This window comes from uncultured Stenotrophomonas sp., from assembly GCF_963519125.1.
Lineage (GTDB): Bacteria > Pseudomonadota > Gammaproteobacteria > Xanthomonadales > Xanthomonadaceae > Stenotrophomonas.
Map to the genome: position 1 here is coordinate 187,198 of NZ_CAUQLJ010000007.1, position 23,219 is coordinate 210,416.

Sequence of the window (23,219 nt, forward strand, 5' to 3'; positions counted from 1 at the left end):
AGAACGCAGATGATTGACTACCAGCTCACCGGCAAGACCGCGATCGTGACCGGCGGCGTGTCCGGTATCGGCCTGGCTGTGGCGCAGACCCTGGCGGCGTCCGGCGCGCGGATCTCGGTCTGGGATCTGAAGCAGGATGCGGTCGATGCCACCGTGGCGCAGTTGCGGGATGCTGGTGCACAGGCCATCGGCATCGCGCTGGACGTCACCGACGACGCTGCGGTGGAGGCGGCAGTGCAGCGCACGATCAAGGAACTCGACGGCCTGCATGTGGCGGTCAACAACGCCGGTATCGGCGGGCCGGCTGCCAGCAGCGGTGACTATCCGATCGATGGCTGGCAGCGGGTTATCGACGTCAACCTCACCAGCGTGTTCCTGTGCCAGCGTGCGCAGATCCAGGCGATGCGAGCCGCTGGAACCGGCGGCAGCATCATCAACATGGCCTCGATCCTGGGCCAGGTGGGCTATGCCGGTTCCACTGCGTACGTGGCGGCCAAGCACGGCGTGGTTGGGCTGACCCAGACCGCCGCCTGGGAACATGCGGCCGACGGCATCCGTGTCAACGCGGTCGGCCCGGGCTTCATCAGCACACCGCTGCTGGAGAAGATGGACCCGAAGGTGCGCGCCACGCTGGAAGGCCGCCATGCATTGAAGCGGCTGGGCACGGCCGAGGAAGTTGCGGCGCTGGTGGCCTGGCTGGCCAGCGACGATGCCTCGTTCGCGACCGGCGCGTACTACGCCATCGATGGTGGCTATCTGGCGCAATGATGCGGTAATCGCAGGCGACGGTGATGCCGGGCAGGGCCCGGCGCTGCCGGGTGAACGGGCTGTGGTGCGGCCTTCACCGTTGTGCCACGGCTGCCGCGCGACGCTCCGGGAAAATCCCGGAGCCTCTCCCATGGAACTCACCCAGGATGTCTCGATCCTGCTGCGCGTGGCCGCAGCCATGTTGTTCGGCGGCGTGCTCGGCGTCGAGCGCGAGATGGGCAAGCACGCGGCGGGCCTGCGCACGCACATGCTGATCGCCGGTGCCGCCGCACTGATTGTCGGCCTCGGCGACTCGGTGGCTGAGCATTTCCAGCAGGAGCGCTATCGCGACCTGCTGCAGGTCGACCCGGTCCGTCTGATCGAAGCGGTGGTGGCCTGTGTTGGCTTCGTTGCCGCTGGCACCATCCTGCGCGGCTCACGCGAAGACCAGGTCAGCGGATTGACTACCGCAAGCTCACTGATCATGGCGGCGGCCATTGGCATCGCCGTGGGCATCGGTAAATACGTGATTGCGATCGGCGTCAGCGTGCTGTGCGTGCTGGTGCTGGCGGTGATGCGGCGGTTGGAGAAACGGATCTCGTAAGGAATCTCGAGTTGCCGGCCAGCGGCCGGCATTACCATGGCGGCCTGAATGGTCGGACCAATATGACATCTAGCGCTATGGTCTAATAGGCTATTCGTCGGAGTGGCGGTTAAATCCGCTGCAAGTGGTCTGATCGAAATCTTTATTGGTACGACCAATGTTCGACAGTCACGGCGACCCACCGCCTGCGGTGGGGCACCTTCCGCATCCAGTCGAGAGTCTTCATGCAGCCCTGGCAACACCTGTACGACCCCGCCGGCAACCTGTGGTTGTCCAGCCTGATCGCGCTGCTGCCGATCGCGTTCTTCTTCATTGCCCTGGCCGTGCTGCGCATGAAGGGCTGGCTGGCCGGCACGATCACCGTGGCCATCGCACTCGGCGTGGCCCTGCTGTTCTACGGCATGCCGCTGAGCCAGGCGCTGGGCGCGGCCGGCTTTGGTTTCGTCTATGGCCTGTGGCCGATCGCCTGGATCATCATCGGTGCCGTATTCCTCTACAAGGTCTCGGTCAAGACCGGGCAGTTCGACATCATCCGCGCCTCGATCCTCTCGGTCACCGAGGATCAGCGCCTGCAGATGCTGATGGTCGGCTTCGCCTTCGGTGCCTTCCTGGAGGGCGCGGCCGGTTTCGGTGCGCCGGTGGCGATCACCGCGGCACTGCTGGTCGGGCTGGGCTTCAAGCCGCTGTATGCCGCCGGCCTGTGCCTGATCGTCAACACCGCGCCGGTGGCGTTCGGTGCAATGGGCATTCCGATCATCGTGGCCGGGCAGGTCACCGGCCTGGATGCATTCGAGATCGGCCAGATGGCCGGCCGCCAGCTGCCGTTCCTGACCATCATCGTGCTGTTCTGGATCATGGCCATCATGGATGGCTGGCGTGGCATCAAGGAAACCTGGCCGGCGGTGCTGGTCGCGGGTGGCTCGTTCGCTATCGCACAGTACCTCACCTCCAATTTCATCGGCCCGGAACTGCCGGACATCACCGCGTCGCTGGCGTCGCTGGTGTGCCTGACCCTGTTCCTGCGCCGCTGGAAGCCGGTGCGGATCTTCCGCTTCGATACCGAAACCAGCGCCGAGGCGGCCGCACAGGCACTGGAGGCACCACGTTACAGCGTCGGCCAGATCGCCAAGGCGTGGTCGCCGTTCCTGATCCTCACCGCGATGGTCACGCTGTGGAGCATCAAGCCGTTCAAGTCGCTGTTCGCGGCGGGCGGCCCGCTGGAAAGCTGGGTGCTGAAGATTCCGGTGCCCGGCCTGGACCAGATGGTGCAGAAGATGCCGCCGATCGTGGATGCACCGTTGAGCTACGAAGCCGTCTACAAGTTCGACTGGTTCTCAGCCACCGGTACCTCGATCATCCTCGCTGCGGTGATCGCGATCATCGCGTTGCGCATGCCGGCGCGGTCGGCGCTGCACACCTTCGGCGAAACCGTGCGTGAGCTGCGCATGCCGATCTACTCGATCGGCATGGTGCTGGCCTTCGCCTTCATCGCCAACTATTCGGGCCTGTCGGCAACGCTGGCGTTGGCATTGGCGCACACCGGCGACGCATTCCCGTTCTTCTCGCCGTTCCTGGGCTGGCTGGGCGTGTTCCTGACCGGTTCGGATACCTCGTCCAATGCGCTGTTCTCGGCACTACAGGCCACCACCGCACAGCAGATCGGCGTGTCCGACGTGCTGCTGGTGGCAGCCAACACCACCGGCGGTGTCACCGGCAAGATGATCTCGCCGCAGTCGATCGCCATTGCCTGCGCAGCGGTCGGCCTGGCCGGCAAGGAATCGGACCTGTTCCGTTTCACGGTCAAGCACAGCCTGATCTTCACCACGATGGTCGGCCTCATCACCCTGGCCCAGGCCTACTGGCTGACCTGGATGATTCCCTGAGCCATGCACGGTTGGCCGACCACCCGCTGCGCGCTTCGGGCCACAATGGCGCCATGAGCACGCAACGTATTTCGGACAAGGTGGCGGCGCAGCTGCGCGGCCTGGTGCAGGAACAACGGCTGCAGCCGGGTGACCGGCTGCCGGCAGAGCGCACCCTCGCGGTGCAGCTGGGGGTCTCGCGCACGGCGTTGCGCGAGGCCATTGCGCAGCTGGCCAGCCAGGGCCTGCTGACCGCACGGGTCGGTGGCGGCACCTACGTAGCCGAACCGGCGGCGCGCGCGCGACAGGCGCTGGATGAACCGCTGGCGCCGTACCTGCCGCTGTTCCAGGGCGACCCGGAATACCGCTTCGACGTGCTGGAGATCCGCCACGCGCTGGAAGGTGCCACCGCCTGGCATGCGGCGCTGCGTGCCACCGACGAGGACCGCACGCGCATCGCGCAGGCGTTCCAGACCATGATGGACGCGCATGGCAAGGATGACCCCACCGGCGAGGCCGAGGCTGACGCGGCTTTTCATCTGTCCATCGCCGAGGCCTCGCACAACCTGGTGCTGCTGCAGGTGATGCGCGGCCTGTTCGAACTGCTGCAGACCAACATCTCGCAGAGCCGCGAAAAGCTCTACACCTCGGCGAGGACCTTCTCGCCGTTGTCCGACCAGCACCGCGAGATGATGGACGCGGTGCTGGCCGGAGACCCCGAACGCGCGCGCGCCGCCGCGCATGCCCACCTCGAGTTCGTGCACACCACGCTGCGCACCCTCGATGACAACGAAGCCCGGCGTGCGCGGGCCTCGCGCCTGCCTTCCCCACACGGTTGACCCCATGATCATCTCCGCCTCCACCGATTACCGTGCCGCAGCGCAACGCCGGCTGCCGCCGTTCCTGTTCCACTACATCGATGGCGGCGCGTATGCCGAGCACACGCTGAAGCGCAACGTTTCCGACCTGTCCGACATCGCGCTGCGCCAGCGCATCCTGCGCAACATGTCCGACCTGAGCCTGGAAACCGAACTGTTCGGTGAACAACTGGCGATGCCGGTGGCGCTGGCGCCGGTCGGGCTGACCGGCATGTACGCGCGGCGCGGTGAAGTACAGGCGGCGCGCGCGGCCGACAGCCGGGGCATCCCGTTTACCCTGTCCACGGTGTCGGTGTGCCCGATCGAGGAAGTGGCACCGGCCATCCAGCGGCCGATGTGGTTCCAGCTGTATGTGCTGCGCGACCGTGGCTTCATGCGCAATGCGCTGGAGCGGGCGCAGGCCGCGGGCGTGACCACGCTGGTGTTCACCGTCGACATGCCGGTGCCGGGTGCGCGCTACCGCGATGCACACTCCGGCATGAGCGGCCCGAACGCCTCGCTGCGCCGCATCGGCCAGGCCATCACCCATCCGCACTGGGCGTGGGACGTGGGCCTGTTCGGGCGCCCGCATGACCTGGGCAACATCTCCACCTACCGCGGCAACCCGACCGGGCTGGAGGACTACATCGGCTGGCTGGGCAGCAACTTCGATCCGTCCATTTCATGGAAGGACCTGGAATGGATCCGCGAGTTCTGGAAGGGGCCGATGGTGATCAAGGGCATCCTCGACCCGGACGACGCGCGTGATGCGGTGAAGTTCGGTGCCGATGGCATCGTGGTCTCCAACCACGGCGGTCGCCAGCTCGATGGCGTGCTGTCCACAGCCCGCGCATTGCCGGCCATCGCCGATGCGGTGCAGGGCGACCTGAAGATCCTCGCCGATTCGGGCATCCGCACCGGCCTGGACGTGGTGCGCATGCTGGCACTGGGTGCAGATACCGTGCTGCTTGGCCGTGCCTTCGTCTATGCACTGGCCGCGCAGGGCGAGGCCGGCGTGGCCAACCTGCTGGACCTGATCGCCAAGGAAATGCGCGTGGCGATGACACTGACCGGCGCGCGTCGCATCGCCGACATCGGCCGCGATTCGCTGGTCAGCCTGCCATGAGTGGCCACGATGCCGTGCTGGCGCAGTTGCGCGACGCAGTCGGCAGCCGCCATGTACTGACCGGCGACAAGGCCACGCGCCGCTTCCGCCGTGGCTATCGTTTCGGCGACGGCCCGGTGCTGGCGGTGGTGCGCCCGGGTACGCTGCTGGAACTGTGGCACGTGCTGCAGGCTGCAGTGCAGGGTGGGGCGGCGATCATCCTGCAGGCGGCCAATACCGGCCTGACCGGCGGCTCGACTCCGGATGGCAACGACTACGGGCGGCCGATCGTGCTGGTCAGCACGCTGCGCCTGACCGGCATCCAGCTGTTGAACGAAGGCCGCCAGGTGCTGTGCCTGCCGGGCGCCACGCTGGACCGCCTGGAGCAGACACTGGCACCACTGGGACGCGAGCCGCATTCGGTGATCGGCTCGTCCTGCATCGGCGCCTCGGTGCTGGGTGGCATCTGCAACAACTCCGGCGGCGCGCTGGTGCGTCGTGGCCCGGCCTACACCGAGCTGGCGCTGTATGCGCAGGTCGATGCGCAGGGCCAGCTGCAGCTGGTCAACCATCTGGGCATCGCGCTGGGTGATACGCCCGAGCAGATCCTGCAGCGTCTGCAGGTGGGCGACTACTGCGCGGCGGATGTCGGCAATGGCGACGGCCGTGCGGCTTCCGATCCACGCTATGCCGAGGAAGTACGCAAGGTCGATGCCGATACCCCGGCACGTTTCAACGCCGATCCCAGCCGCCACTACGAAGCCGCGGGTTCGGCCGGCAAGCTGGCGGTGTTCGCGGTGCGCCTGGACACCTTCGAGAAGGAGGCCGCCGAGGTCTTCTACATCGGCAGCAACCGCACCGGCAGCCTGACCGCGATCCGTCGCCAGCTGCTGACCGGCTTCGAGCGGCTGCCGATTGCCGGTGAGTACATCCACCGTGATGCGTATGACATCGGCGAGCGCTACGGCAAGGACAGCTTCCTGCTGATCGACCGCCTTGGCACTTCCCGCGTGCCCGCCGCGTTCGCGTTGAAGAGCCGTGTCGATGGCTGGTTCGAGCGATTGGGCCTGCGCGGCGTGACCGACCGTGTGATGCAGGTGCTGACCGGCCTTCTGCCCTCGCACCTGCCCAAGCGCATGGGCGAGTTCCGCCAGCGCTATGAGCATCACCTGTTGCTGAAGGTGTCCGCACAGGACGCAGCGCAAACCGAAGCCTGGCTGCGCGACTTCTTCGCTGGCCACGAAGGCGGCTATTTCCACTGCACGGAAGAGGAGGGACGCAAGGCGTTCCTGCATCGCTTTGCCGTGGCCGGTGCCGCAGTGCGTTACCGCGAAGTGCATCGCGACCAGGTGCAGGACATCGTCGCGCTGGACATCGCGCTGCGACGTGACGATGCCGACTGGTTCGAGCAGCTACCGGCGGATATCGATGGCCGCCTGCTGCACAAGCTGTATTACGGGCACTTCCTGTGCCACGTGTTCCACCAGGACTACATCGCGCGCAAGGGTGAAGACCCGATGGCGATCGAGCATGCGATGTGGGCATTGCTGGACCAGCGGGGCGCCGAGTATCCGGCCGAGCACAATGTCGGCCACCTGTATCCGGCCAAGCCGGCGCTGGCGGGCTTCTACAGGCAGCTGGACCCGAGCAATACGTTCAATCCCGGTATCGGCCAGACGTCGAAGGCCAAGGGGTGGGGTGGCTGCGACTGTAGTGGGCATTGACGGATACAACGTGGCTTTACTGTAGAGCCGAGCCTATGCTCGGCTGCTCTTCCCGACAGACAGCAGTCGAGCATGGCTCGACTCTACAAAGTCAATGTCGAGCAGGCTCGCCGCCGCCCGGGCAACGGTTACCATCGGAAGCCCAGCCGCAGGAGCCTTCCATGCCCACCGCTACCGCCCTTGCCACCCTGTTCGCTGCATTGCTGGCTACCCCGGTGCTGGTGCTGGCCCAGGACTCGATCCTACCGCAGCAGCGCGATGCCGCCGGTAATGTGATGGAGCCATTGGGGCAGGTGCTGATCGCGAGTGAGACTGGACCGTCGGGGCTTTATGACTGCACGCGGGACGGCAACTGGTGCGTGCGCGTGCAGCCGGTCGCCGAGGAGGGTGACCGGCCGACCGTGCTGGAAGTGCTTGAGAAGGGGCCGGGCCAGGGCAAGCCTCACACCTACCACGTCAGCATCGACGTGTCGCAGGAAAGCGAGCTGTCGCTGTGGCCGTGGATCGTGCGCCTGGCCCCGGGCGTGGGCAGCGATGAAACAGTGACCGACCCGCAGCAGCGCACCCGCCAGAATGTGCTGGTGGGCGGCATCGTCACGTTCAGCACCATGTACTCCGGTGGAGGTGCCGACGCGTCCTCGCTGCAGTTGGCACGCGTGCGCCACCTGCAGGACGACATCCAGGTGGACGATGATGTGCTGACCCTGCCATGGCGGGGTAACGCGATGATCCGCGCCTGTTTCAGCGAACAGGACAGCAAGCAGCGCGCAGGCGCCTGTCACGACGAGTACGGCTTCTCGGCGAAGCTGGTGCTGGATACGGCTGCCGAGGGCATGCCGGTGCTGCGCTACCAGACCGTGGCGACCCGGTTCCCGGCCGGCGTTTCACGCTTCGAGGATTCGCTGGCCAAGGGGCCGCTGAGAAAGAAGGACCTGCGCACCGAGCAGGATCCGGCGTGCACCTATACGCGGTTGTTCCACTTCCGCGGGGGCATGTTCCACCCGGACCAGGCGCTGCCGGACTGCGCCGGCTATACCGAACCCTGAAGTGTAGAGTCGAGCCATGCTCGACTCGGGTTCTCGCGTGGCCCGACCGCAGAGCAGCCGAGCGTGGGCTCGGCTCTACAAAAACTGAGGCGGCGCTTACTCGCAGCGGGTGGCGGTGATGATGTTGTCCTTGTCCACGAACACGCGCAGGCGGTCCTGGCGGATGTCCTTGGTGGTGATGGTGCTGGGGCCGATCGGGTTGACCAGGCCGGCACCACTCTCGCGGGACAGGCGGCGGATGTTGGGCTCATTGGCCGGCTGGCCGATCGCCCAGCCCAGCTGGCTGGCGTCACAACGGCCGCTGCCTTTGACTTCCGGGCCAGGGGTGCTGACGCAGGCCGACAGCAGCAGGGCAGAGGCCGGCAGCAACAGGGACAGACGGAATGCGGACATGCGAGCGCTCCTGCGCAGGGGAAGATGGCGGGAACGATAGCACCGAGCGTGCGAACGGCGTCAGCGCCCCGGTCATTGCCGGCACAGCGTGGTCATTGCATAGTGGGAGGAATGGCTGGCAGTACGCCAGCGGGCAGGCCGGGCCTTTCCGGCGCAGATGTTGGATACGGTATGACGGCAGGCAGTTTCCGCGGCAAGGACAAGACGATGACGGCGCTGGCGTTGTCGTTGCTGGGCGTGGCGTTTGCCGCCTCCGCTGCCGATCCGGAAGCCGCGCCGGTCGAATCCCCGGTATTCGGCGCCTGGCGCAACCTGCAGACTGAAGCGGGCTACGCGCCTGCGCAGCGCAATCTGGCGTTTGCCATGCTGCCGCAGGCGGCCACCCGCGGTGACCGTTTCGCCATCCTCGACCGTGAGGGCAAGCGCGCCGTGTGCTGCCTGCAGGTGGCCAGCCCCTCGCTGGGCGTGGCCGCGCTGCGCGAGCAGTACCACCTGCCGCAGGCCTGGGTGACCGACCTGAGCAATGGCCGCAGCCCCGCACGTCCCTATGTGCCGCACGTCTATGCGATGCAGCGGGTGGACGAGCTGGCCGACTACAGCTTCGCCGATGTACCTGGCGCCTACAGCGACCTGGGTGGGCTGCTGATTCCGGAAGGTGCCGCGCTGGATGCGGACGGCAGCGCCGTGCACCTGGGGGACACCCGCTACCGGCTGCATTTCCAGCGCCAGCCGCACGCCGATGACGACGGCGCGCTGGATCGCTACAGCCTGCAGGCGGGTGAGGGCGAGGCGCCGATCGTGGTTGAAGTGCCGTTCGGCACCTACTGATTGCAGCTTCGCACTGGCTAGAATGCAGCGCGGCGCTGTCTGCCGTGCCTGCTCCGTGAGTGGTTTCCGTGTCCTTGCGCCCCTTCCTGCTGCCGTCCCTGCTGTTGTTGTCCGCCTGTGCCAGCGCGCCGCCGCCGGCCCATTCCGACGCGTTATGGCGATTGATCGAACGTGACTGCCGGGGCGCCGAAGGTCCACGCGGCGACTGCCTGCGCGTGGAGACGGCCGCGGATCGCCGCGATGTGCTGGTCAAGGACGCGCACGGCGACTACCAGTTCCTGCTGATGCCGCTGGACAAGGTCAGCGGTATCGAGAACCGCCGCCTGTACCAGCGTGGTGCACCGAACTACTTCGCTGCAGCCTGGCAGGCGCGCAGCCACACCGAACAGGCCTTGCGGCAACCGCTGCCGCGCAACGTCGCCAGCCTGGCGTTGAACTCGCCGCACGGCCGGTCACAGCACCAGTTGCATATCCATGTGGATTGCCTGCGTGCCGACGTGCTGCAGGCGCTGGACACGCATGCTGCCGCCCTGGGCAGCCGCTGGGCGCCGTTGCCGGTGCTGCTGCGCGGCCATCAGTACCAGGCCCGCCTGCTGCCGGGCGCGGAACTGACCGCCAATCCGCTCAATCTGCTGGCCTATGACCTCGCAGGCGTGGATGATGTGGGCCAGTGGAGCCTGGTCGTGGCCGGCCGGGACGCAGTGCAGGGCGGCCCGGGCTTCATTCTGCTGGCGACCCGTGTGGACGCCGGCACCGGCAACGAGGCCAGCGCTGAAGAGCTGCAGGACCACGCCTGCTCGGTGTTGACCGGCGCAGGCGACTCGCTGGAGCGGGTCCGCTAACCCTGGGGCTGCTGGCGGCTTCGCCAGACCGGTGCGGTCAGCGCCAGCAGCTGGCGATCCTGCCAGCCCTCCAGGTCCAGATGATGGTCGCGCAGCAGGCCTTCCTGCTCGAAGCCGAAGGCGTGCAGCGCAGTGGCGAACGGGTCATTGCAGTCCGGTGGCAGCATCACGAACAGGCGATGCAGGCCGACATCCTCGAACAGGAACGGGCACAGCGCCCGTAGCGCCGCGTCGGTATGCGGGTGCCAGTGCTGCAGCGACAGCAACTCGGCACTGCGCGCGTGCAGCGACTGCAGGCGGATATGCAGCTGATCCAGCACCGTGCCGTGTTCGTCGTCGAACACTCCCAGCAGCAGCTGATCGTTGTCCTGCTCCAGGCGCGAGCGATGCATGTGGGCGAGAAAGCGTGCTTCCTCGTCGATGTCGCCGGGGTGACGGCGGCCGCGCCGACGGCGGTCATCGAACAGGCGCCAGCGCGGCAGGTCGGTACGCTGGAAGGGGCGCAGGGTGACCGGTGCGGACTGCAGCTGCAGCAGGTGACGGCGCAGCACCGGGCGCAACGGGGGAAGGGGGGAGGTGGGATACGGGGTCATCATCCCCGGGACGATGGCCGTGCCCGCGGCGCCACACCATTCAAAACGTTGCAAAAGTGTGGCGGATGGCACTGCGGGTCTGATTCGGTTCAGGCATAAGGCCATCAGGCCTGGTCATTTCCGTTGAAACCCCCCATTCAGGACACTTTCGTTACGGGATCGTTATGTGCCGCACAGGCCGCTGTCCCGTACCACCACCCGCCAAACTCCCCAGGAAGCCCATGTCCGCCTCCCACAAGGCGCCGCGCCCGCGTCCGCTGGTGCTCGCACTGTCGTCCCTGATGCTGGTCTCACTGCCGGCCTTCGCGCAGGAAAGCGCACCCACCACATTGCAGGAAGTGAAGGTCACCGGCTCGCGTATTCCGCGCGCCAGTGTCGAGGGACCCTCGCCGGTGACGGTGATCAGCCGGGAGCAGATCGATGCACAGGGCTACCGCAATGCCTTCGATGCGCTGAGCGCGCTGACCGAGAACACCGGCAACGTGCAGGGCGAGGACTTCGGCAATACCTTCACCCCGGCCGCCAACACCATCAACCTGCGCGGGCTGGGCCCGAACCGCACGCTGGTGCTGGTCAACGGCCGCCGCCAGGCCGACTACCCGCTGGCCTACGAGGGCTCGGTGAACGTGGTCAACCTGGCCAACATTCCCAGTGCGCTGATCGAGCGCATCGAGGTCCTGGCGGCAGGTGCGTCGGCGGTGTATGGCTCCGATGCCATCGCCGGTGTGGTCAACATCATTCTCAAGGACCGCTTTGAGGGTGTGGACGTGAACGTGCGCGCCGGTGGCACCCAGCAGGGCGGTGGTGACAACCAGCGCGCGCAGGTGGTCGGGGGTAGTTCCGGCGAGCGTTGGGATGCGCTGTTCGGCTTCGAGTTCGATGTGCGCAAGGCGATCCATGCGCGCCAGCGCGACTTCATGGATTCGCTGGATGATGACCCGGCCGGCAAGGCGCCGCAGGCGACCGCGATCGCCTATCGCCGCAATGCTGCCACCGGCCGCAACATCGATCCGGGCGTCAACGGCTGCGACGCAGCGTCGGACATCTATGGCGGGAGCGTGTTCCGCGCCAACAACCCGCGCCAGGGCTGGTACTGCGGCAGCAATGAGGCCGCAGCCAGTTACTGGACCGTGCAGACCCAGAAGCGCAACCTCAATGGCTATGGCCTGCTGACCTTCCACGTCAACGAGACCACCGATCTGTTCGCCGATGTCGCCGTGGGCAGCGCGCGCATCTACAACAACACGCGTGCGCCGACCTGGACCTCGGCGCGCAACTACTTCTACAACCAGACCACCGGCAATCTGGAAAGCTGGTACCGCCGCTTCGCGCCGGAGGAAATCGGCGGCCTGCCGCGCAATGCCAACCGCTTCCTGGAAAACTCGTGGTCGTTCAACGTCGGCGCACGTGGCCAGATCGGTGACAGTGGCTGGGACTATGAGGCGGTCTACAGCCGCTCGCGTTACGAGAACCGCACCCGCCGCCCGGTGCTGCTGGCCGGCATCAACGAATACCTGCTTGGTCCGAAGCTGGGCGTACGCAATGGCGTTGAGGTCTATGCGCCGGACCCGGCACGCCTGTTCAAGCCATTGACCCCGAACGAATACGAGGGCCTGTCCGACTACCAGGAAAGCCGCAATGCGGCATGGCTGCAGACCTTCAGCGCCAGCGTCAACGGCCGCCTGTTCGCGCTGCCCGGTGGCGACGCTGCATTGGCAGCGGTGGTCGAAGCCGGCAGCCAGGGCTACCGCAACCGCCCGGACCCGCGCCTGGGAACCGGCGAGTTCTGGAACACCAGTGCAGGCGTCGGCGCCGGTGGCGAGCGTGACCGCTACGCCGCAGGTGTGGAGCTGCAGTTGCCGCTGCTGCAGTCGCTGACCACCACGCTGGCCGGCCGTTACGACCAGTACCGTGCGGGTGGCGAGCACATCGGCAAGGCGACCTGGAGCTTTGGCGTCGAGTTCCGTCCGATCGAGAGCCTGCTGATCCGTGGTACGGCGGCGACCAGTTTCCGGGCGCCGGACATGAACTATGTGTTCGCGACGGAGACGCGCGGTTACAACCCGGGCATGACCGACTACTGGCGCTGCCGCACCGCAGGCCAGTCGTACGACAACTGTGACTACAACGGCCTGTCGATCGACTACAGCAACCGCGCCAATGCGCAGCTGCAGCCGGAATCGGCCAAGTCCTATGGCTTCGGCGTGGTCTGGTCGCCGCTGTCTGGCCTGGATTTCAGTGCCGACTACTACGACATCCGCATCGACAACGAGGTGACCAGCCTCGATACCAGCCGCATCCTGCGTGACGAGGCCGATTGCCGCCTGGGCCGCACGCTGGGCGGCGAAGCGCGCGATATCGGTTCACCGCTGTGCCAGGACGCGCTGTCGCGGGTGATCCGCAACCCGTCCAACGCAACCGTGCAGCCGGACCAGGTGACCCGTGTGCTGATCAATCCGATCAACGCCGCCTCCGAATCGGTTCGTGGCCTGGACCTGAAGGGCAACTGGCGTTTCGATGCCGGCCGTTATGGCCGCTTCACCACGCGCCTGGCCTACACGGTGGTGCTGGAGCACAAATACCGGCAGTTCTCCGATGATCCGGAGCGTGACATCCGCAATTCGCTGGATGACTACCAGTGGCGCAGCAAGGCCAACGGCAGTATCACCTGGAACCAGGGTGACTGGACCACCACGCTGTACGGCAACCGCTTCGGCTCGCTGCCGAAGACCGATGGCAGTGGCCGCATCGCGCCGTACATGACGTACAACGCCAGCGTGTTCCGCCAGTTCGGCGAGAACCTGTCGGTGGGCGTGATCGTCAACAACCTGCGTGACAGCCGCCCGCCGGCGGACAAGAACGGTGGCGGCTGGCCGTTCTACCCGGTCGGCAACTACGACCCGTATGGCCGCCAGTACTGGGTGCAGCTGGACTACCGGTTCCGCTGATCGAGCAGGCGAACGAAAGGCCCGGCATTGCCGGGCTTTTCTTTGTGCAGTGCACCGGTGCTGCCGCTGCGCGCGTGGCATGCTGTGGCGATACCCGGAGGATGATGCGCATGGATGCCAGAGTGTGGAGTGTGATTGCCGTGCCGGCCATTGCCGGTTGCAGCAGCAAGCAGGCGGCCAGTGTGGACGATGCTGCGGAGGCGGCCAGTGCCGCGCCCGTGCCGTCTCTTTCCAACGCAGTGACCGATGCTGGATCAGCGCGCGTGCCAACGGCATCGACGCGTGCGACGGCCGGGCAAGGACCTGCGGATCTGGAGGGACACTTCCTCGAGGGCGAGCGCTTGCTGTTGACTGAAGGAGCACTGTCGGCGGAAAAGAGCGACGTGATCCTGGGCTCAGACAACGCCTTTGCGCAGGCGATCAGCCAGTTCGAGCAGGATGCGGCGGGCCACCCGGAAGTGCAGGACCTGACCCGGCTCTACAGGACGGCCGCGACCCGGCTCATCGGCAGCGACGGCACGCTGGTGTCTTTTGCGTGTGGCTACAGCCTGTGTGTCGGCGAGATCCGCAGCCGCACCGATGAGGATTTCAGCGCCTGGTCCGAGGCGATCGGCATGGACAAGGCAAGGCCGGTCTACAGCCTGACCACGGCACCGATGACGTGGGGCAGGGACCAGCACGGTGGGCGTTTCGTGTTCTCGGTGGACCCGGCCGCCAACGCCATCACGGGTCAGTAGCGTCGCGCTACGGCAGCGCCTGTACCAGGTACGACTCGATGACGTAGCTGAAAGGCTGCTGCTGGCGGTCGCGCAACAAGGCACGCACCTCCAGGATCACGCCGTGATCGCCTTCACCCCGCGGCGGCCAGAACGTCTGGTCAGTCAGGGTCTGGCGCTGGAAACCGAGCGGGCCGACCACGCGGCCGAACGGTTCGTCGGTGCTGTCCAGCACCTGGTTCATGGCCGGGCTGAGGTGGCCGGGCAGGTACCAGTTGTCGGCCTCGGACAGTACGCGGCTGCCGCAGACCAGCTGCACGCGGCGATAGCGCAGTTCGGTACCCGGCGTCGCGCCCAGCGCCTGCAGCACGTCGGCGGGGGCAGGCTTGTCCTGGCCGTGTATGCGCACCGCGCGCACCCGCGCCTGTTCGGCCAGGCCATGCTCGGCGCACCAGTGTTCCAGCGTGGCGGTGGCGCTCTGCCCGGACAGCACGCGCTGGTGCAGTCGCTCGACCAGTGCCGCCGGGGCGATGCGCTGCTGGCCCGGCGGCGACTGCAGCGGCGCAGCGGCCGCTGCATCAGTGGCGGACAGGCTGGCGATCGGGGCGGCGGCAAGCAGGGACGCGGCCTGCCAGCGGCGGAGACGATCGTGGCGGTCGGACGGGCCCATGCGGCATCACAACGGAAACAGGCGCCCATGTTACCCGTTCAGGGGTGTGCACGGCGTGGCTGCGACCGGTTGTCGCAGGGGTAGTCATCGTTCTGGTGAATGTGTGCCATCCAGATATTTCGTTGGCCGATGGTGGCGGCGGGGCGCACGATGGCGGCAGTCTTGGCATTCCGGGAGTTCCCGATGACCCTCCAGTTCGTCCATGGCGGTGTCGACCGCAACGGTGCGCCGCTGCATTTTCATATCCGTGATGGCCGCATCAGCGGCCTCAATGGTGAGGCCGCGCCGGATGACGGGGCGGAATGCGTCGACCTGCATGGCTTCGCGGTGCTGCCTGGGCTGGTCGACGGCCACATCCATCTCGACAAGAGCTTTGTCGGCGACCGTTGGCACCCGCACCAGCCGGTGAACAGCCTGCGTGAGCGGCTGGCGGTGGAGAAGGCGGCGGTGGCGGGTGCGGCACCGATGGTGGACCGTGCCGAGGCGCTGATCCGCCAGTGCAGTGCTTTCGGTACGGTGGCGATGCGCTGCCATGTCGATATCGACGCCAGCACCGGGCTTGGCCATCTCGAAGCCGTACGCGAGGCGGCGTTGCGCTGCGCCGACATCATGCGCATCCAGCTGGTGGCATTCCCGCAGGCCGGGGTGATGTCCTGTCCGGGTACCGCCACCGTACTGGAGCAGGCGCTTGCCGCGGGCGTGGAAGTGCTCGGCGGCATCGACCCGACCACGCTCGATGGTGATGCCGAAGGCCAGCTGGCGCTGCTGTTCGGCCTGGCCGAGCACTACGGCGTGCAGCTGGACATCCATCTGCACGAGCCGGGCGAAACCGGCCTGGCGCAGCTGCTGCGCATCGCCGCGCGGACACGCGCCGTCGGCCTGCAGGGGCGTGTTGCGGTCAGCCATGCCTATGCGCTGGGCGACGTGCCGCTGGCGCGCGCGCTTCAGGTGGGCGAAGCATTGGCCACGGCGGGTGTGGCGATCATGAGCAACGCGCCGGGTGATCATCCGTTCCCGCCGCTGCGCGCACTGCATGATGCCGGCGTGCGCGTGTTCGCCGGCAACGACAACATCCGCGACTGCTGGTGGCCGTATGGCAATGGCGACCTGCTGCAGCGGGCGATGTTGCTGGGCTACCGGTCCGGCTTCTACACCGATGCCGACTTGATGCTGGCGCTGGACATGGTCACCACCCATGCCGCGCAGGCGATCGGCCTGCCGCAGCATGGTATTGCCGAAGGCCGGCCGGCCACGTTCCTGGCCGTGCGTGCCGACCACGGCCCGGCCGCCGTGGCCGGGGTGCCGGTGGAGCGCAGGGTGGTGGTCGACGGCCGCTGGCTGTAGATCCACGCCGCGCAACCGCCTGTAGGGCCGAGCCATGCTCGGCGACCTTTCAGGCGTAATCGTCGGCGCGGGTGGCGATGAATTCCTCAAGCCACGCCAGCAGATGGGCGATGTCGATGATCTCGCCCTGCTCGACGCGCTTGAGCAGCAGCGTGCTGGCGCCGATCTGCAGGCTGCTGTCGGCATAGCGCAGCACCGCGTCGATGCCCCAGGCATCGGTCACCTGCATCCAGGCCAGGCCCGGCACGCGCTGGGCCAGGGTGTCACCGAAGGCCACGCCCAGTGCTTCCCAGCCGTCGCAGTCGTCACGATCGATCAGCTCGGCATCGACCACGCGCTGCAGGGTGGTGGCCGCCAGCGGCCACTGTACCGGCAACGTCGGAAAGCCGGCGGCCACGCGCGCGGCGATCAGCGAACGCTGGTGCTGCAGATGCGTCTGCAGGGCAGCGGGCAGGGGATCGAAATGGGTGGGAATTTCGTCGGACATGGCAAGGCGCCGTGGACCACGGAAACAAGAGTCACTGTAGCCGGCGATGTAGTGCCTTGGCGCGGCAGGTCTGATCAGATATCGATGATCAATGCGCGAACTCAGATTGCTCCCGCAGCTGCAACATCAAGGTCCGTATACGTCATTCTGCGCGGCTCAATCGTCCTCTCATGGGCTCAGCTGGACTTGCGCGCTTGCTGGATGACGAACTCCTCGAGGGCTTCAAGCAGATGATTGATCTCGATGGCCTCGCCTTCTTCGACGCGCTTGATCAACAGGGTGACGACGCTGACAATGCTATTGGCCTCTCCATAGCGGAGAACCGCATCGACGCCCCAGGCATCGGTTACCTGGGTCCAGGCAAGTTCCGGTACACGCTGTGCCAGACAGTCACCGAATGCGACCCCTAGTGCTTCCCAACCGTCACAATCATCGTGATCGATCAGTTCTGCATCGACTACGCGTTGTAGCGTGCTCGGCAGCAGCGGCCATTGAACAGGCACGGTGGGGAACGAAGATGCGACATGGGCAGCAACCTGTGCACGCTGCTGCTGCATATGCGCGATAAGTGCAGGTGGCAGCGGATCGAACCGGATATCGGCTTCGTCCTTCGGAGCAGGGGTCAAAGTAACCTGGTACGTGCTGGTCATAGGCGGGGTAATCCGGAGAAGGGCGTTCGCCACCCTATCGCCCAGGCCCTGGGTACGCCATCAGCGGGCCTTTTACGACAAGCGTGTATTTGCTGGCACACCAGTGCCCCTTTTCGATGCCGGAGCGTCGTTTCTATCCGCGCATGACGTGGATCTACCGCGGTCAGTCCGGTTCGCGCTGCACCTGGCGCCACAGCTCGCTGGCCAGTGCGCGCACGGCATCGTCGGCGTCGGCACGATGCAGCAGGCCGATTTCGTAGTTGTCGATCACCGGCAGCTCACGCTCGCCATCGATGATGTGGTGTTCGCGGGTGACCGCGCGGCGGGGCAGCAGGCTGATGCCGATGCCGTCGGCCACCGCGCCCTGGATACCGCTCAGCGACGAGCTGGTGAAGGCGATGCGCCAGCGCAGGCCCAGCGCTTCCACGGCGTGGATCATCTCGTCGCGGTACAGCCCGCGTGGTGGGAAGGTGACCAGTGGCAACGGGTCCTGCAGCAGGCAGCTGCTGCGCAGGCTGTCGATCCAGTGCATCGGCTCGCGGCGGCAGTGCACGGCCTGGCGGCTGTTGCGGCGCTGCTTGACCAGCACCAGGTCCAACTCGCCGTGGTCGAAGCCCTGCGCCAGGTCGCGGCTGAGGCCGCTGCTGATCTCCAGCTTCACCTGCGGGTGGCGACGGCTGAAGGCAGCCAGCATGCGCGTGGTCTGCGCGTTGACGAAATCCTCGGGCACGCCGATGCGGACGGCGGTCTCCACCGTCGCGCCGGCCAGCGCCTGTGCCATTTCCTCGTTCAGGTCGAGCATGCGCCGCGCGTAGCCGAGCAGGGTGTGGCCGGCGTCGGTGGGGTGCACGTCGCGGTGGCCGCGTTCGAGCAGGCGATGCCCGGCCAGTTCCTCCAGCCGGCGTACCTTCTGGCTGACCGTGGACTGGGTCGAATGCAGGCGCGTGGCCGCCGTGGTGAAGCTGCCGCAGTCGGCCACCATCACCAGCGCCCGCAGCAGGTCCAGTTCGAACAGGGTTCTATTCGATTTGGCACTGTCTTGCATTTGAACATTTCACTTCTGGATACCCGAGCCGACTTCTACCATGCAGGGCAGGGGCCGGCAATGCCCGGCTGTTGCTACCGTCGCCCGGCGCTCCGTGGCGACGGACATGAGGAGACACTGCCATGCGCGTCCATCGTTCCCCTGGCTGGCCTGCGCCGTTGGCGCGCGTGCTGCTGTTGTGCCTGCTGGCCATGGTCACCCCGGCCTGCACCGCAACGTCCAAGGCCGACGTCGATGGCCGCCTGCGTGATGCCGCCAGCCGCGGCGACGCCGACGCGGTGCGGCAGGCGATCGAGGATGGCGCCACGCTGGAGGCGCGCGATGGCCAGGGCCGCACCGCGCTGCTGCTGGCCACACACGGCGACAACGTGGATGCCGCGCGTGAGCTGATCGAAGCCGGCGCCGACGTCAACGCCAAGGATGCGTTGCAGGACAGCGCCTACCTGTATGCCGGTGCGCGTGGCCTGGACGAGATCCTGGCGATGACGCTGGCGCATGGCGCCGATCTGCGCAGCACCAACCGCTATGGTGGCACCGCGCTGATTCCGGCCGCCGAGCGCGGCCACGTCGCCACCGTGCGTACGCTGCTACGCGCGGGCGTGGCGGTCGATCATGTCAACCGCCTGCACTGGACCGCGCTGCTGGAAGCGATCCTGCTCGGCGACGGTGGTGCGCGCCACGTGCAGATCGTGCAGCTGCTGCTGGAGGCCGGTGCCGACCCAGAGCTGGCCGACGGCGATGGCGTAACGCCGCTGGCACACGCGCGCCAGCGCGGCTATACCGGAATTGAGACCCTGCTGCGCCAGCACGGCGCGGTGCGCTGAATGCAAACCCCTTCCACCCGCACGCTGGGCGTGCCCACCAGGATGCTGTCCATGTCCCGTTCCCGTCCGTTGTCCCTTGCCATCCTCCTTGCAGTAGCGCCGCTGTCGGCGTCTGCTGCCGAGCGCGCCGACCTGCTGATCCGCAATGCCACCGTGGTCGATGTCGAGCACGCCAGCACCCTGGCCGGGCAGAGCGTGGTGATCCGTGGCGAGGACATCGTCGCTGTCGGCCCGGACGCGCAGCTGCGCAGCCAGTGGAGCGCGGCCCGCCAGATTGACGCCAAGGGCAAGTACCTGATCCCGGGGCTGTGGGACATGCACGTGCACTTCGGCGGTGGCCCGGCGCTGATCGAAGAGAACAAGGCGCTGCTGCCGCTGTACATCGCGCACGGCATCACCACCGTGCGTGACTGTTCCGGCGATCTGCCCGAGCAGGTGCTGCAGTGGCGCGGCGAGATCGCCAAGGGCACGCTGTTCGGCCCGCGCCTGCTCAGTTCCGGCGCGAAGATCGAAGGCATCAAGCCGGTCTGGAAGGGCACGATCGAAGTGGGCAGCGAGGCCGACGCCGACAAGGCGATCGCCCGCCTGCAGCACGACAAGGTCGATTTCGTGAAGATCACCGACAGCACGCTGAAGCCGGAACTGTTCCTGTACTCGGCCAGTGCTGCGCGCAAGGCCGGGTTCAAGGCGTCGGGCCACATCCCGATGGCGCTGACCGTGGAGCAGGCGGTCGATGCCGGTCTGGCTTCGATCGAGCACCTGGACTACGCATTCAAGGCCGGCAGCAAAGACGAAGCGAAGATCGCCGCCGACTTCGGTGCCGGCCGCATCGACCGTGCCGAAGCCAACCGCCGCCTCGACGCCAGCTTCGACCGTGACACTGCGATGCACGCCTACCGTGATTTCGCCAAGCGTGGCGTATTCGTGACCCCGACCCTCAACGGTGGCCGCATCCTCGACTTCCTTGACCAGGATGACCACGCCAACGATCCGTACCTGGCCTACATCGGCCCGGGCCTGCGTGCGACCTACCAGTGGCGCGTGGACCGCGCGGCGAAAGCCACGCCGGCGCAGATCGAAGCGCGCCACGCGCAGTACCACCAGGTGGCCGCAGTGCTGCCGATGCTGCAGGAGGCGGGCGTAACGATCATCGCCGGCACCGATGCAGGCTTCCTCAATTCGTTCAACTTCCCGGGCATCGCCCTGCACCAGGAACTGCAGCTGTTCGTGAAGGAAGGCCTGAGCGCGCCGCAGGCGCTGTCGGCCGCAACCCGTTCCGGTCCGGCCTGGTTCGGCCAGATGGACCGTTACGGTAGCGTTGCGCAGGGCAAGGCTGCCGATCTGGTGCTGCTGACCGCCAATCCTCTGCAGGACATTGCCGCCACCGAGAAGATCGACAGCGTGATCCTGCGCGGGAACGTGTATGACCGCGCCGCGCTGGACAAGATGCTGGCCGAGACCAAGGCCAAGGTTGCGGCGTGGAATGCCGAGGCGGCGAAGGCGCAATGATCGACAGGGTCGCATCCCTTTCCAACGGGAAGGGCTCTGACCCTGTGGTCTTGAACGAAATCCACGCTATGCGTGGATGAGGCGGCCGGTGACCTGGCGCGGCGCCGGCCGCATGCCGTGCAGCTGCGGTAGTGCGGCCTTCATCGCATCGATGAAGGCGCGCAGCCGCGGCGGCTGCTGGCGCGCTGCGGGAAATACCACGTGTACCGGCAGTGGCGGTGCCTGCCAGTCCGGCAGCAGCTGCACCAGCCGCCCTTGTGCGAGGTCGTCGGCCACCAGCCAGGCCGAGACCACCGCTGCGCCCAGCCCGGCACATGCGGCCTGCTGCACCACGAACAGGTTGTCGCTGAGCAGTCGCGGGCTGATCGAAAGAGTATGCGCGCGCCCCTGCGCGTCATGCAGCAGCAGGCGTTCGCGGTAGTAGGTGACCAGCGAGATCCACGGCAGTGACTGCGCCTGTTCCGGCGTACTGACTGCCGTGGCGTCCACCAGCGAGGGCGCCGCCACGACGATGCGCGGTACTTCGGCCAGCGGCAGCGCGACCATGCGCGGTTCGTCAACCGGGCCCACCCGGACCGCGCAGTCGATGCCTTCCGCGATGAAATCCGGACGCCGATCTTCAAGGATCCACTCCAGGCTCAGCTGCGGATGCCGGGCGAGGAACGCGAGCATGGTCGGCAACAGCTGCGCCTGGCCGAAGGCGTGCGGCACCATCACCCGCAGGCGGCCGCGCAGTGTTTCTGGCTCTCCGTGCAGTTCGGCCTGCAGCGACTCCCATTCGTCGACCACGCGTTGCGCATGGCGCTGGCAGCGCAGGCCATCCTCGGTCAGTTGCAGGCCATGGGTGGAGCGCAGCAGCAGGCGCAGGCCGAGCTGCCGCTCCAGGGCCTGCAGGCGTCGGCTGACCGTTGGCTGGGTGGTGCCCAGCTGCGCGGCTGCGGCAGACAGGCTGCCGGCATCGACGATGCGCAGGAAGGTGCGCAGCAGATCCAGGCGATCGGCGCCAGCGGTGAGCTCGGTCATGCGTATGGCGTATGAATGATATGTATTTCAGCCTACTACAGACGTTGGGCGAATGCGGGCAGGATACGCCCACTTCTTCCACCGGACTCCCCCATGTCTACCCCTTCGCTGTCCGTTGCCGCCGCACCCGCGACTGCACCCTCCACCCCGCTGGTGCTGGCAATGGCGGCCGGCGCCGGCTTCTCGGTCGCCTCGCTCTATTACAGCCAGCCGATGCTGGGCCTGATCGCCCAGGACCTCGGCGCGGGTGAGCGCGCCGCTGGCCTGGTACCGACCCTGACCCAGCTCGGCTATGCACTGGGCATCCTGTTGCTGGCGCCGCTGGGCGACCGCTTCGACCGTCGCAACCTGATCCTGTTGAAATCTGCATTGCTGGCACTGGCATTGGGCGCTGCAGCGATGGCCGGGCACCTGCCGGGCCTGCTGATGGCCAGCCTGCTGGTCGGGCTGATGGCCACGCTGGCGCAGGACATCGTGCCCGCCGCTGCGGTGCTGGCACCGGATGCGCAGCGCGGGCAGATCGTCGGCCGGGTGATGACCGGCTTGTTGCTGGGCATCCTGTTGTCGCGGGTGGTCAGCGGTGTGGTGGCTGAAGCGTGGGGCTGGCGCACGCAGTTTGTGCTGGCTGCAGTATCGGTGGCGGCGATGGGTGTGGTGATGGCGCGTGCGCTGCCGCGTTTCGCACCGACCAGCACGCTGCGCTATCCGGCGTTGTTGGGATCGTTGTTGGCGTTGTGGCGCGAGCAGCCGCAGCTGCGCCGTGCGGTGGCCAGCCAGTCGCTGCTGGCGGTGGGTTTCAGTGCGTTCTGGTCGACGCTGGCGCTGATGCTGCATGCTCGTCTGGGCCTGGGCAGTGCGGCGGCGGGTGCGTTCGGTATTGCGGGTGCGGCCGGTGCACTGGCCGCACCATTTGCGGGTCGATTCGCCGATCGCTTGGGTTGCCATGCAGTGGCGCGGCTGGCGATCGCGGTGGCGTTGCTGGGCTTCGGCCTGCTGCTGGCCGAGTCCTGGCTGCCGGCCGTCGCGCTGCTGCCGCTGCTGGTGGTGAGTGCGCTGCTGTTCGACTTCGGCTTCCAGTCGGCGCTGGTGGCGCACCAGACGCTGGTCTATGGCCTGGTGCCGCCGGCACGTAGCCGGCTCAATGCGTTGCTGTTCACCGGCATGTTCATCGGCATGGCTGCCGGTGGTGCGCTGGGTAGCCTGGCGCTGGCGCAGTGGGGGTGGCACGGCGTGGCCTGGTTGGCGGTGGTATGTGCGGGCGGCAGCCTGCTGCTGCGTTTGAAGTAGGGGTGGTGTTCGGCAGGGCTTGCAGCCCTGCACCTGCTGGAGGCAACAGCAACGGCAACAGCAACGGCAACAGCAACAGCAACAGCAACAGCAACAGCAACAGCAACGGCAACAG

Annotated in this window: 22 protein-coding genes; 15 read left to right on the forward strand and 7 right to left on the reverse strand. The window is 66.9% G+C overall.

Going from position 1 to position 23,219, the window contains the following annotated elements; translation table 11 throughout:
- Nucleotides 1–9 precede the first annotated feature (9 nt).
- The 7 genes from RYM47_RS08175 to RYM47_RS08205 all read left to right on the forward strand — a co-directional run bounded on the left by RYM47_RS08175 (nucleotide 10) and on the right by RYM47_RS08205 (nucleotide 7,945).
- A complete protein-coding gene (locus tag RYM47_RS08175; protein WP_049452746.1) occupies nucleotides 10–768 on the forward strand; it encodes an SDR family NAD(P)-dependent oxidoreductase in 759 nt (252 codons plus the stop codon).
- A 130-nt stretch (nucleotides 769–898) separates the two neighbouring features.
- Nucleotides 899–1,351 (forward strand): MgtC/SapB family protein, encoded by a 453-nt coding sequence (locus tag RYM47_RS08180; protein ID WP_005410036.1) that lies wholly within the window; start codon nucleotides 899–901, stop codon nucleotides 1,349–1,351.
- A gap of 224 nt (nucleotides 1,352–1,575) precedes the next feature.
- A complete protein-coding gene (lldP, locus tag RYM47_RS08185; protein ID WP_315387102.1) occupies nucleotides 1,576–3,234 on the forward strand; it encodes an L-lactate permease in 1,659 nt (552 codons plus the stop codon).
- Between the two features lie 53 nt (nucleotides 3,235–3,287).
- On the forward strand, nucleotides 3,288–4,052 hold the full coding sequence (gene lldR, locus RYM47_RS08190) for a transcriptional regulator LldR (RefSeq protein ID WP_012480578.1): 765 nt from the start codon (nucleotides 3,288–3,290) through the stop codon (nucleotides 4,050–4,052).
- A 4-nt stretch (nucleotides 4,053–4,056) separates the two neighbouring features.
- A complete protein-coding gene (lldD, locus tag RYM47_RS08195) occupies nucleotides 4,057–5,196 on the forward strand; it encodes an FMN-dependent L-lactate dehydrogenase LldD (RefSeq protein ID WP_054171968.1) in 1,140 nt (379 codons plus the stop codon).
- Nucleotides 5,193–6,899 carry a D-lactate dehydrogenase gene (gene dld, locus RYM47_RS08200; RefSeq protein ID WP_315387109.1) on the forward strand — a complete coding sequence of 569 codons (1,707 nt, stop codon included), beginning with the start codon at nucleotides 5,193–5,195 and terminating at the stop codon, nucleotides 6,897–6,899. Before lldD ends, dld begins: the two co-directional genes overlap by 4 nt.
- 161 nt (nucleotides 6,900–7,060) lie before the next feature.
- Nucleotides 7,061–7,945: a hypothetical protein gene (locus RYM47_RS08205; protein WP_315387110.1), complete on the forward strand. Its 885-nt coding sequence runs from the start codon at nucleotides 7,061–7,063 to the stop codon at nucleotides 7,943–7,945.
- Nucleotides 7,946–8,041: 96 nt separating this feature from the next.
- Here the strand turns inward: RYM47_RS08205 and RYM47_RS08210 are convergent, their stop codons facing one another.
- Nucleotides 8,042–8,338, reverse strand: a complete 297-nt coding sequence (locus tag RYM47_RS08210) for an I78 family peptidase inhibitor (protein ID WP_049437761.1) — start codon at nucleotides 8,336–8,338, stop codon at nucleotides 8,042–8,044.
- A 171-nt stretch (nucleotides 8,339–8,509) separates the two neighbouring features.
- On the opposite strand from RYM47_RS08210, the gene RYM47_RS08215 reads away from it, so the two are divergent.
- On the forward strand, nucleotides 8,510–9,166 hold the full coding sequence (locus RYM47_RS08215) for a decarboxylase (RefSeq protein WP_315387111.1): 657 nt from the start codon (nucleotides 8,510–8,512) through the stop codon (nucleotides 9,164–9,166).
- A 68-nt stretch (nucleotides 9,167–9,234) separates the two neighbouring features.
- The gene (locus RYM47_RS08220) at nucleotides 9,235–10,008 is read left to right on the forward strand and encodes a CDP-diacylglycerol diphosphatase (RefSeq protein ID WP_053443825.1); all 774 of its coding nucleotides are present in this window, start codon (nucleotides 9,235–9,237) and stop codon (nucleotides 10,006–10,008) included.
- Here RYM47_RS08220 and RYM47_RS08225 read toward each other — a convergent pair.
- On the reverse strand, nucleotides 10,005–10,604 hold the full coding sequence (locus RYM47_RS08225) for a GNAT family protein (RefSeq protein WP_049437756.1): 600 nt from the start codon (nucleotides 10,602–10,604) through the stop codon (nucleotides 10,005–10,007). The two genes, RYM47_RS08220 and RYM47_RS08225, sit on opposite strands and share 4 nt — an antisense overlap.
- A 218-nt stretch (nucleotides 10,605–10,822) precedes the next feature.
- On the opposite strand from RYM47_RS08225, the gene RYM47_RS08230 reads away from it, so the two are divergent.
- Nucleotides 10,823–13,549 (forward strand): TonB-dependent receptor, encoded by a 2,727-nt coding sequence (locus RYM47_RS08230; RefSeq protein WP_049437754.1) that lies wholly within the window; start codon nucleotides 10,823–10,825, stop codon nucleotides 13,547–13,549.
- Nucleotides 13,550–13,653: 104 nt separating this feature from the next.
- Nucleotides 13,654–14,286: a hypothetical protein gene (locus RYM47_RS08235; RefSeq protein WP_315387114.1), complete on the forward strand. Its 633-nt coding sequence runs from the start codon at nucleotides 13,654–13,656 to the stop codon at nucleotides 14,284–14,286.
- Between the two features lie 7 nt (nucleotides 14,287–14,293).
- Here the strand turns inward: RYM47_RS08235 and RYM47_RS08240 are convergent, their stop codons facing one another.
- The gene (locus RYM47_RS08240; protein WP_049437752.1) at nucleotides 14,294–14,935 is read right to left on the reverse strand and encodes a hypothetical protein; all 642 of its coding nucleotides are present in this window, start codon (nucleotides 14,933–14,935) and stop codon (nucleotides 14,294–14,296) included.
- A gap of 183 nt (nucleotides 14,936–15,118) precedes the next feature.
- On the opposite strand from RYM47_RS08240, the gene RYM47_RS08245 reads away from it, so the two are divergent.
- Nucleotides 15,119–16,279, forward strand: coding sequence for an amidohydrolase family protein (locus RYM47_RS08245; protein WP_315387116.1), 1,161 nt, complete (start codon nucleotides 15,119–15,121; stop codon nucleotides 16,277–16,279).
- A gap of 49 nt (nucleotides 16,280–16,328) precedes the next feature.
- Here the strand turns inward: RYM47_RS08245 and RYM47_RS08250 are convergent, their stop codons facing one another.
- The 3 genes from RYM47_RS08250 to RYM47_RS08260 all read right to left on the reverse strand — a co-directional run bounded on the left by RYM47_RS08250 (nucleotide 16,329) and on the right by RYM47_RS08260 (nucleotide 18,461).
- Nucleotides 16,329–16,766 carry a DUF3806 domain-containing protein gene (locus RYM47_RS08250; protein WP_053443209.1) on the reverse strand — a complete coding sequence of 146 codons (438 nt, stop codon included), beginning with the start codon at nucleotides 16,764–16,766 and terminating at the stop codon, nucleotides 16,329–16,331.
- A gap of 176 nt (nucleotides 16,767–16,942) precedes the next feature.
- Nucleotides 16,943–17,416 carry a DUF3806 domain-containing protein gene (locus tag RYM47_RS08255; protein WP_054171958.1) on the reverse strand — a complete coding sequence of 158 codons (474 nt, stop codon included), beginning with the start codon at nucleotides 17,414–17,416 and terminating at the stop codon, nucleotides 16,943–16,945.
- A gap of 163 nt (nucleotides 17,417–17,579) precedes the next feature.
- On the reverse strand, nucleotides 17,580–18,461 hold the full coding sequence (locus RYM47_RS08260) for a LysR substrate-binding domain-containing protein (RefSeq protein WP_315387118.1): 882 nt from the start codon (nucleotides 18,459–18,461) through the stop codon (nucleotides 17,580–17,582).
- Nucleotides 18,462–18,583: 122 nt separating this feature from the next.
- Between RYM47_RS08260 and RYM47_RS08265 the strand changes: the two genes are divergently transcribed.
- Nucleotides 18,584–19,285, forward strand: a complete 702-nt coding sequence (locus tag RYM47_RS08265; RefSeq protein WP_217013558.1) for an ankyrin repeat domain-containing protein — start codon at nucleotides 18,584–18,586, stop codon at nucleotides 19,283–19,285.
- 51 nt (nucleotides 19,286–19,336) lie between these two features.
- Nucleotides 19,337–20,794 carry an amidohydrolase family protein gene (locus tag RYM47_RS08270; protein WP_315387120.1) on the forward strand — a complete coding sequence of 486 codons (1,458 nt, stop codon included), beginning with the start codon at nucleotides 19,337–19,339 and terminating at the stop codon, nucleotides 20,792–20,794.
- A gap of 66 nt (nucleotides 20,795–20,860) precedes the next feature.
- Here RYM47_RS08270 and RYM47_RS08275 read toward each other — a convergent pair whose 3' ends face one another.
- Nucleotides 20,861–21,817 (reverse strand): LysR family transcriptional regulator, encoded by a 957-nt coding sequence (locus RYM47_RS08275; protein WP_049437742.1) that lies wholly within the window; start codon nucleotides 21,815–21,817, stop codon nucleotides 20,861–20,863.
- Between the two features lie 93 nt (nucleotides 21,818–21,910).
- Here RYM47_RS08275 and RYM47_RS08280 point away from each other — a divergent pair, with 93 nt between their 5' ends.
- Entirely contained in the window at nucleotides 21,911–23,104 is a 1,194-nt protein-coding gene (locus tag RYM47_RS08280; RefSeq protein ID WP_049437741.1) for an MFS transporter, read from the forward strand.
- The last annotated feature ends 115 nt before the right edge of the window (nucleotides 23,105–23,219 follow it).

Excerpts from the sequence above, each read along its gene's own strand:
- lldR (WP_012480578.1), top strand. The coding sequence starts at position 3,288 with ATGAGCACGCAACGTATTTCGGACAAGGTGGCGGCGCAGCTGCGCGGC.
- RYM47_RS08265 (WP_217013558.1), top strand. The coding sequence starts at position 18,584 with ATGCGCGTCCATCGTTCCCCTGGCTGGCCTGCGCCGTTGGCGCGCGTG.
- RYM47_RS08210 (WP_049437761.1), bottom strand. The coding sequence starts at position 8,338 with ATGTCCGCATTCCGTCTGTCCCTGTTGCTGCCGGCCTCTGCCCTGCTG.
- RYM47_RS08180 (WP_005410036.1), top strand. The coding sequence starts at position 899 with ATGGAACTCACCCAGGATGTCTCGATCCTGCTGCGCGTGGCCGCAGCC.
- RYM47_RS08235 (WP_315387114.1), top strand. The coding sequence starts at position 13,654 with ATGCGCATGGATGCCAGAGTGTGGAGTGTGATTGCCGTGCCGGCCATT.
- RYM47_RS08250 (WP_053443209.1), bottom strand. The coding sequence starts at position 16,766 with ATGTCCGACGAAATTCCCACCCATTTCGATCCCCTGCCCGCTGCCCTG.
- dld (WP_315387109.1), top strand. The coding sequence starts at position 5,193 with ATGAGTGGCCACGATGCCGTGCTGGCGCAGTTGCGCGACGCAGTCGGC.
- RYM47_RS08245 (WP_315387116.1), top strand. The coding sequence starts at position 15,119 with ATGACCCTCCAGTTCGTCCATGGCGGTGTCGACCGCAACGGTGCGCCG.
- RYM47_RS08205 (WP_315387110.1), top strand. The coding sequence starts at position 7,061 with ATGCCCACCGCTACCGCCCTTGCCACCCTGTTCGCTGCATTGCTGGCT.
- RYM47_RS08275 (WP_049437742.1), bottom strand. The coding sequence starts at position 21,817 with ATGACCGAGCTCACCGCTGGCGCCGATCGCCTGGATCTGCTGCGCACC.
- RYM47_RS08260 (WP_315387118.1), bottom strand. The coding sequence starts at position 18,461 with ATGCAAGACAGTGCCAAATCGAATAGAACCCTGTTCGAACTGGACCTG.
- RYM47_RS08255 (WP_054171958.1), bottom strand. The coding sequence starts at position 17,416 with ATGACCAGCACGTACCAGGTTACTTTGACCCCTGCTCCGAAGGACGAA.
- RYM47_RS08230 (WP_049437754.1), top strand. The coding sequence starts at position 10,823 with ATGTCCGCCTCCCACAAGGCGCCGCGCCCGCGTCCGCTGGTGCTCGCA.
- RYM47_RS08225 (WP_049437756.1), bottom strand. The coding sequence starts at position 10,604 with ATGATGACCCCGTATCCCACCTCCCCCCTTCCCCCGTTGCGCCCGGTG.
- RYM47_RS08240 (WP_049437752.1), bottom strand. The coding sequence starts at position 14,935 with ATGGGCCCGTCCGACCGCCACGATCGTCTCCGCCGCTGGCAGGCCGCG.
- RYM47_RS08270 (WP_315387120.1), top strand. The coding sequence starts at position 19,337 with ATGTCCCGTTCCCGTCCGTTGTCCCTTGCCATCCTCCTTGCAGTAGCG.
- lldD (WP_054171968.1), top strand. The coding sequence starts at position 4,057 with ATGATCATCTCCGCCTCCACCGATTACCGTGCCGCAGCGCAACGCCGG.
- RYM47_RS08175 (WP_049452746.1), top strand. The coding sequence starts at position 10 with ATGATTGACTACCAGCTCACCGGCAAGACCGCGATCGTGACCGGCGGC.
- lldP (WP_315387102.1), top strand. The coding sequence starts at position 1,576 with ATGCAGCCCTGGCAACACCTGTACGACCCCGCCGGCAACCTGTGGTTG.
- RYM47_RS08280 (WP_049437741.1), top strand. The coding sequence starts at position 21,911 with ATGTCTACCCCTTCGCTGTCCGTTGCCGCCGCACCCGCGACTGCACCC.
- RYM47_RS08215 (WP_315387111.1), top strand. The coding sequence starts at position 8,510 with ATGACGGCAGGCAGTTTCCGCGGCAAGGACAAGACGATGACGGCGCTG.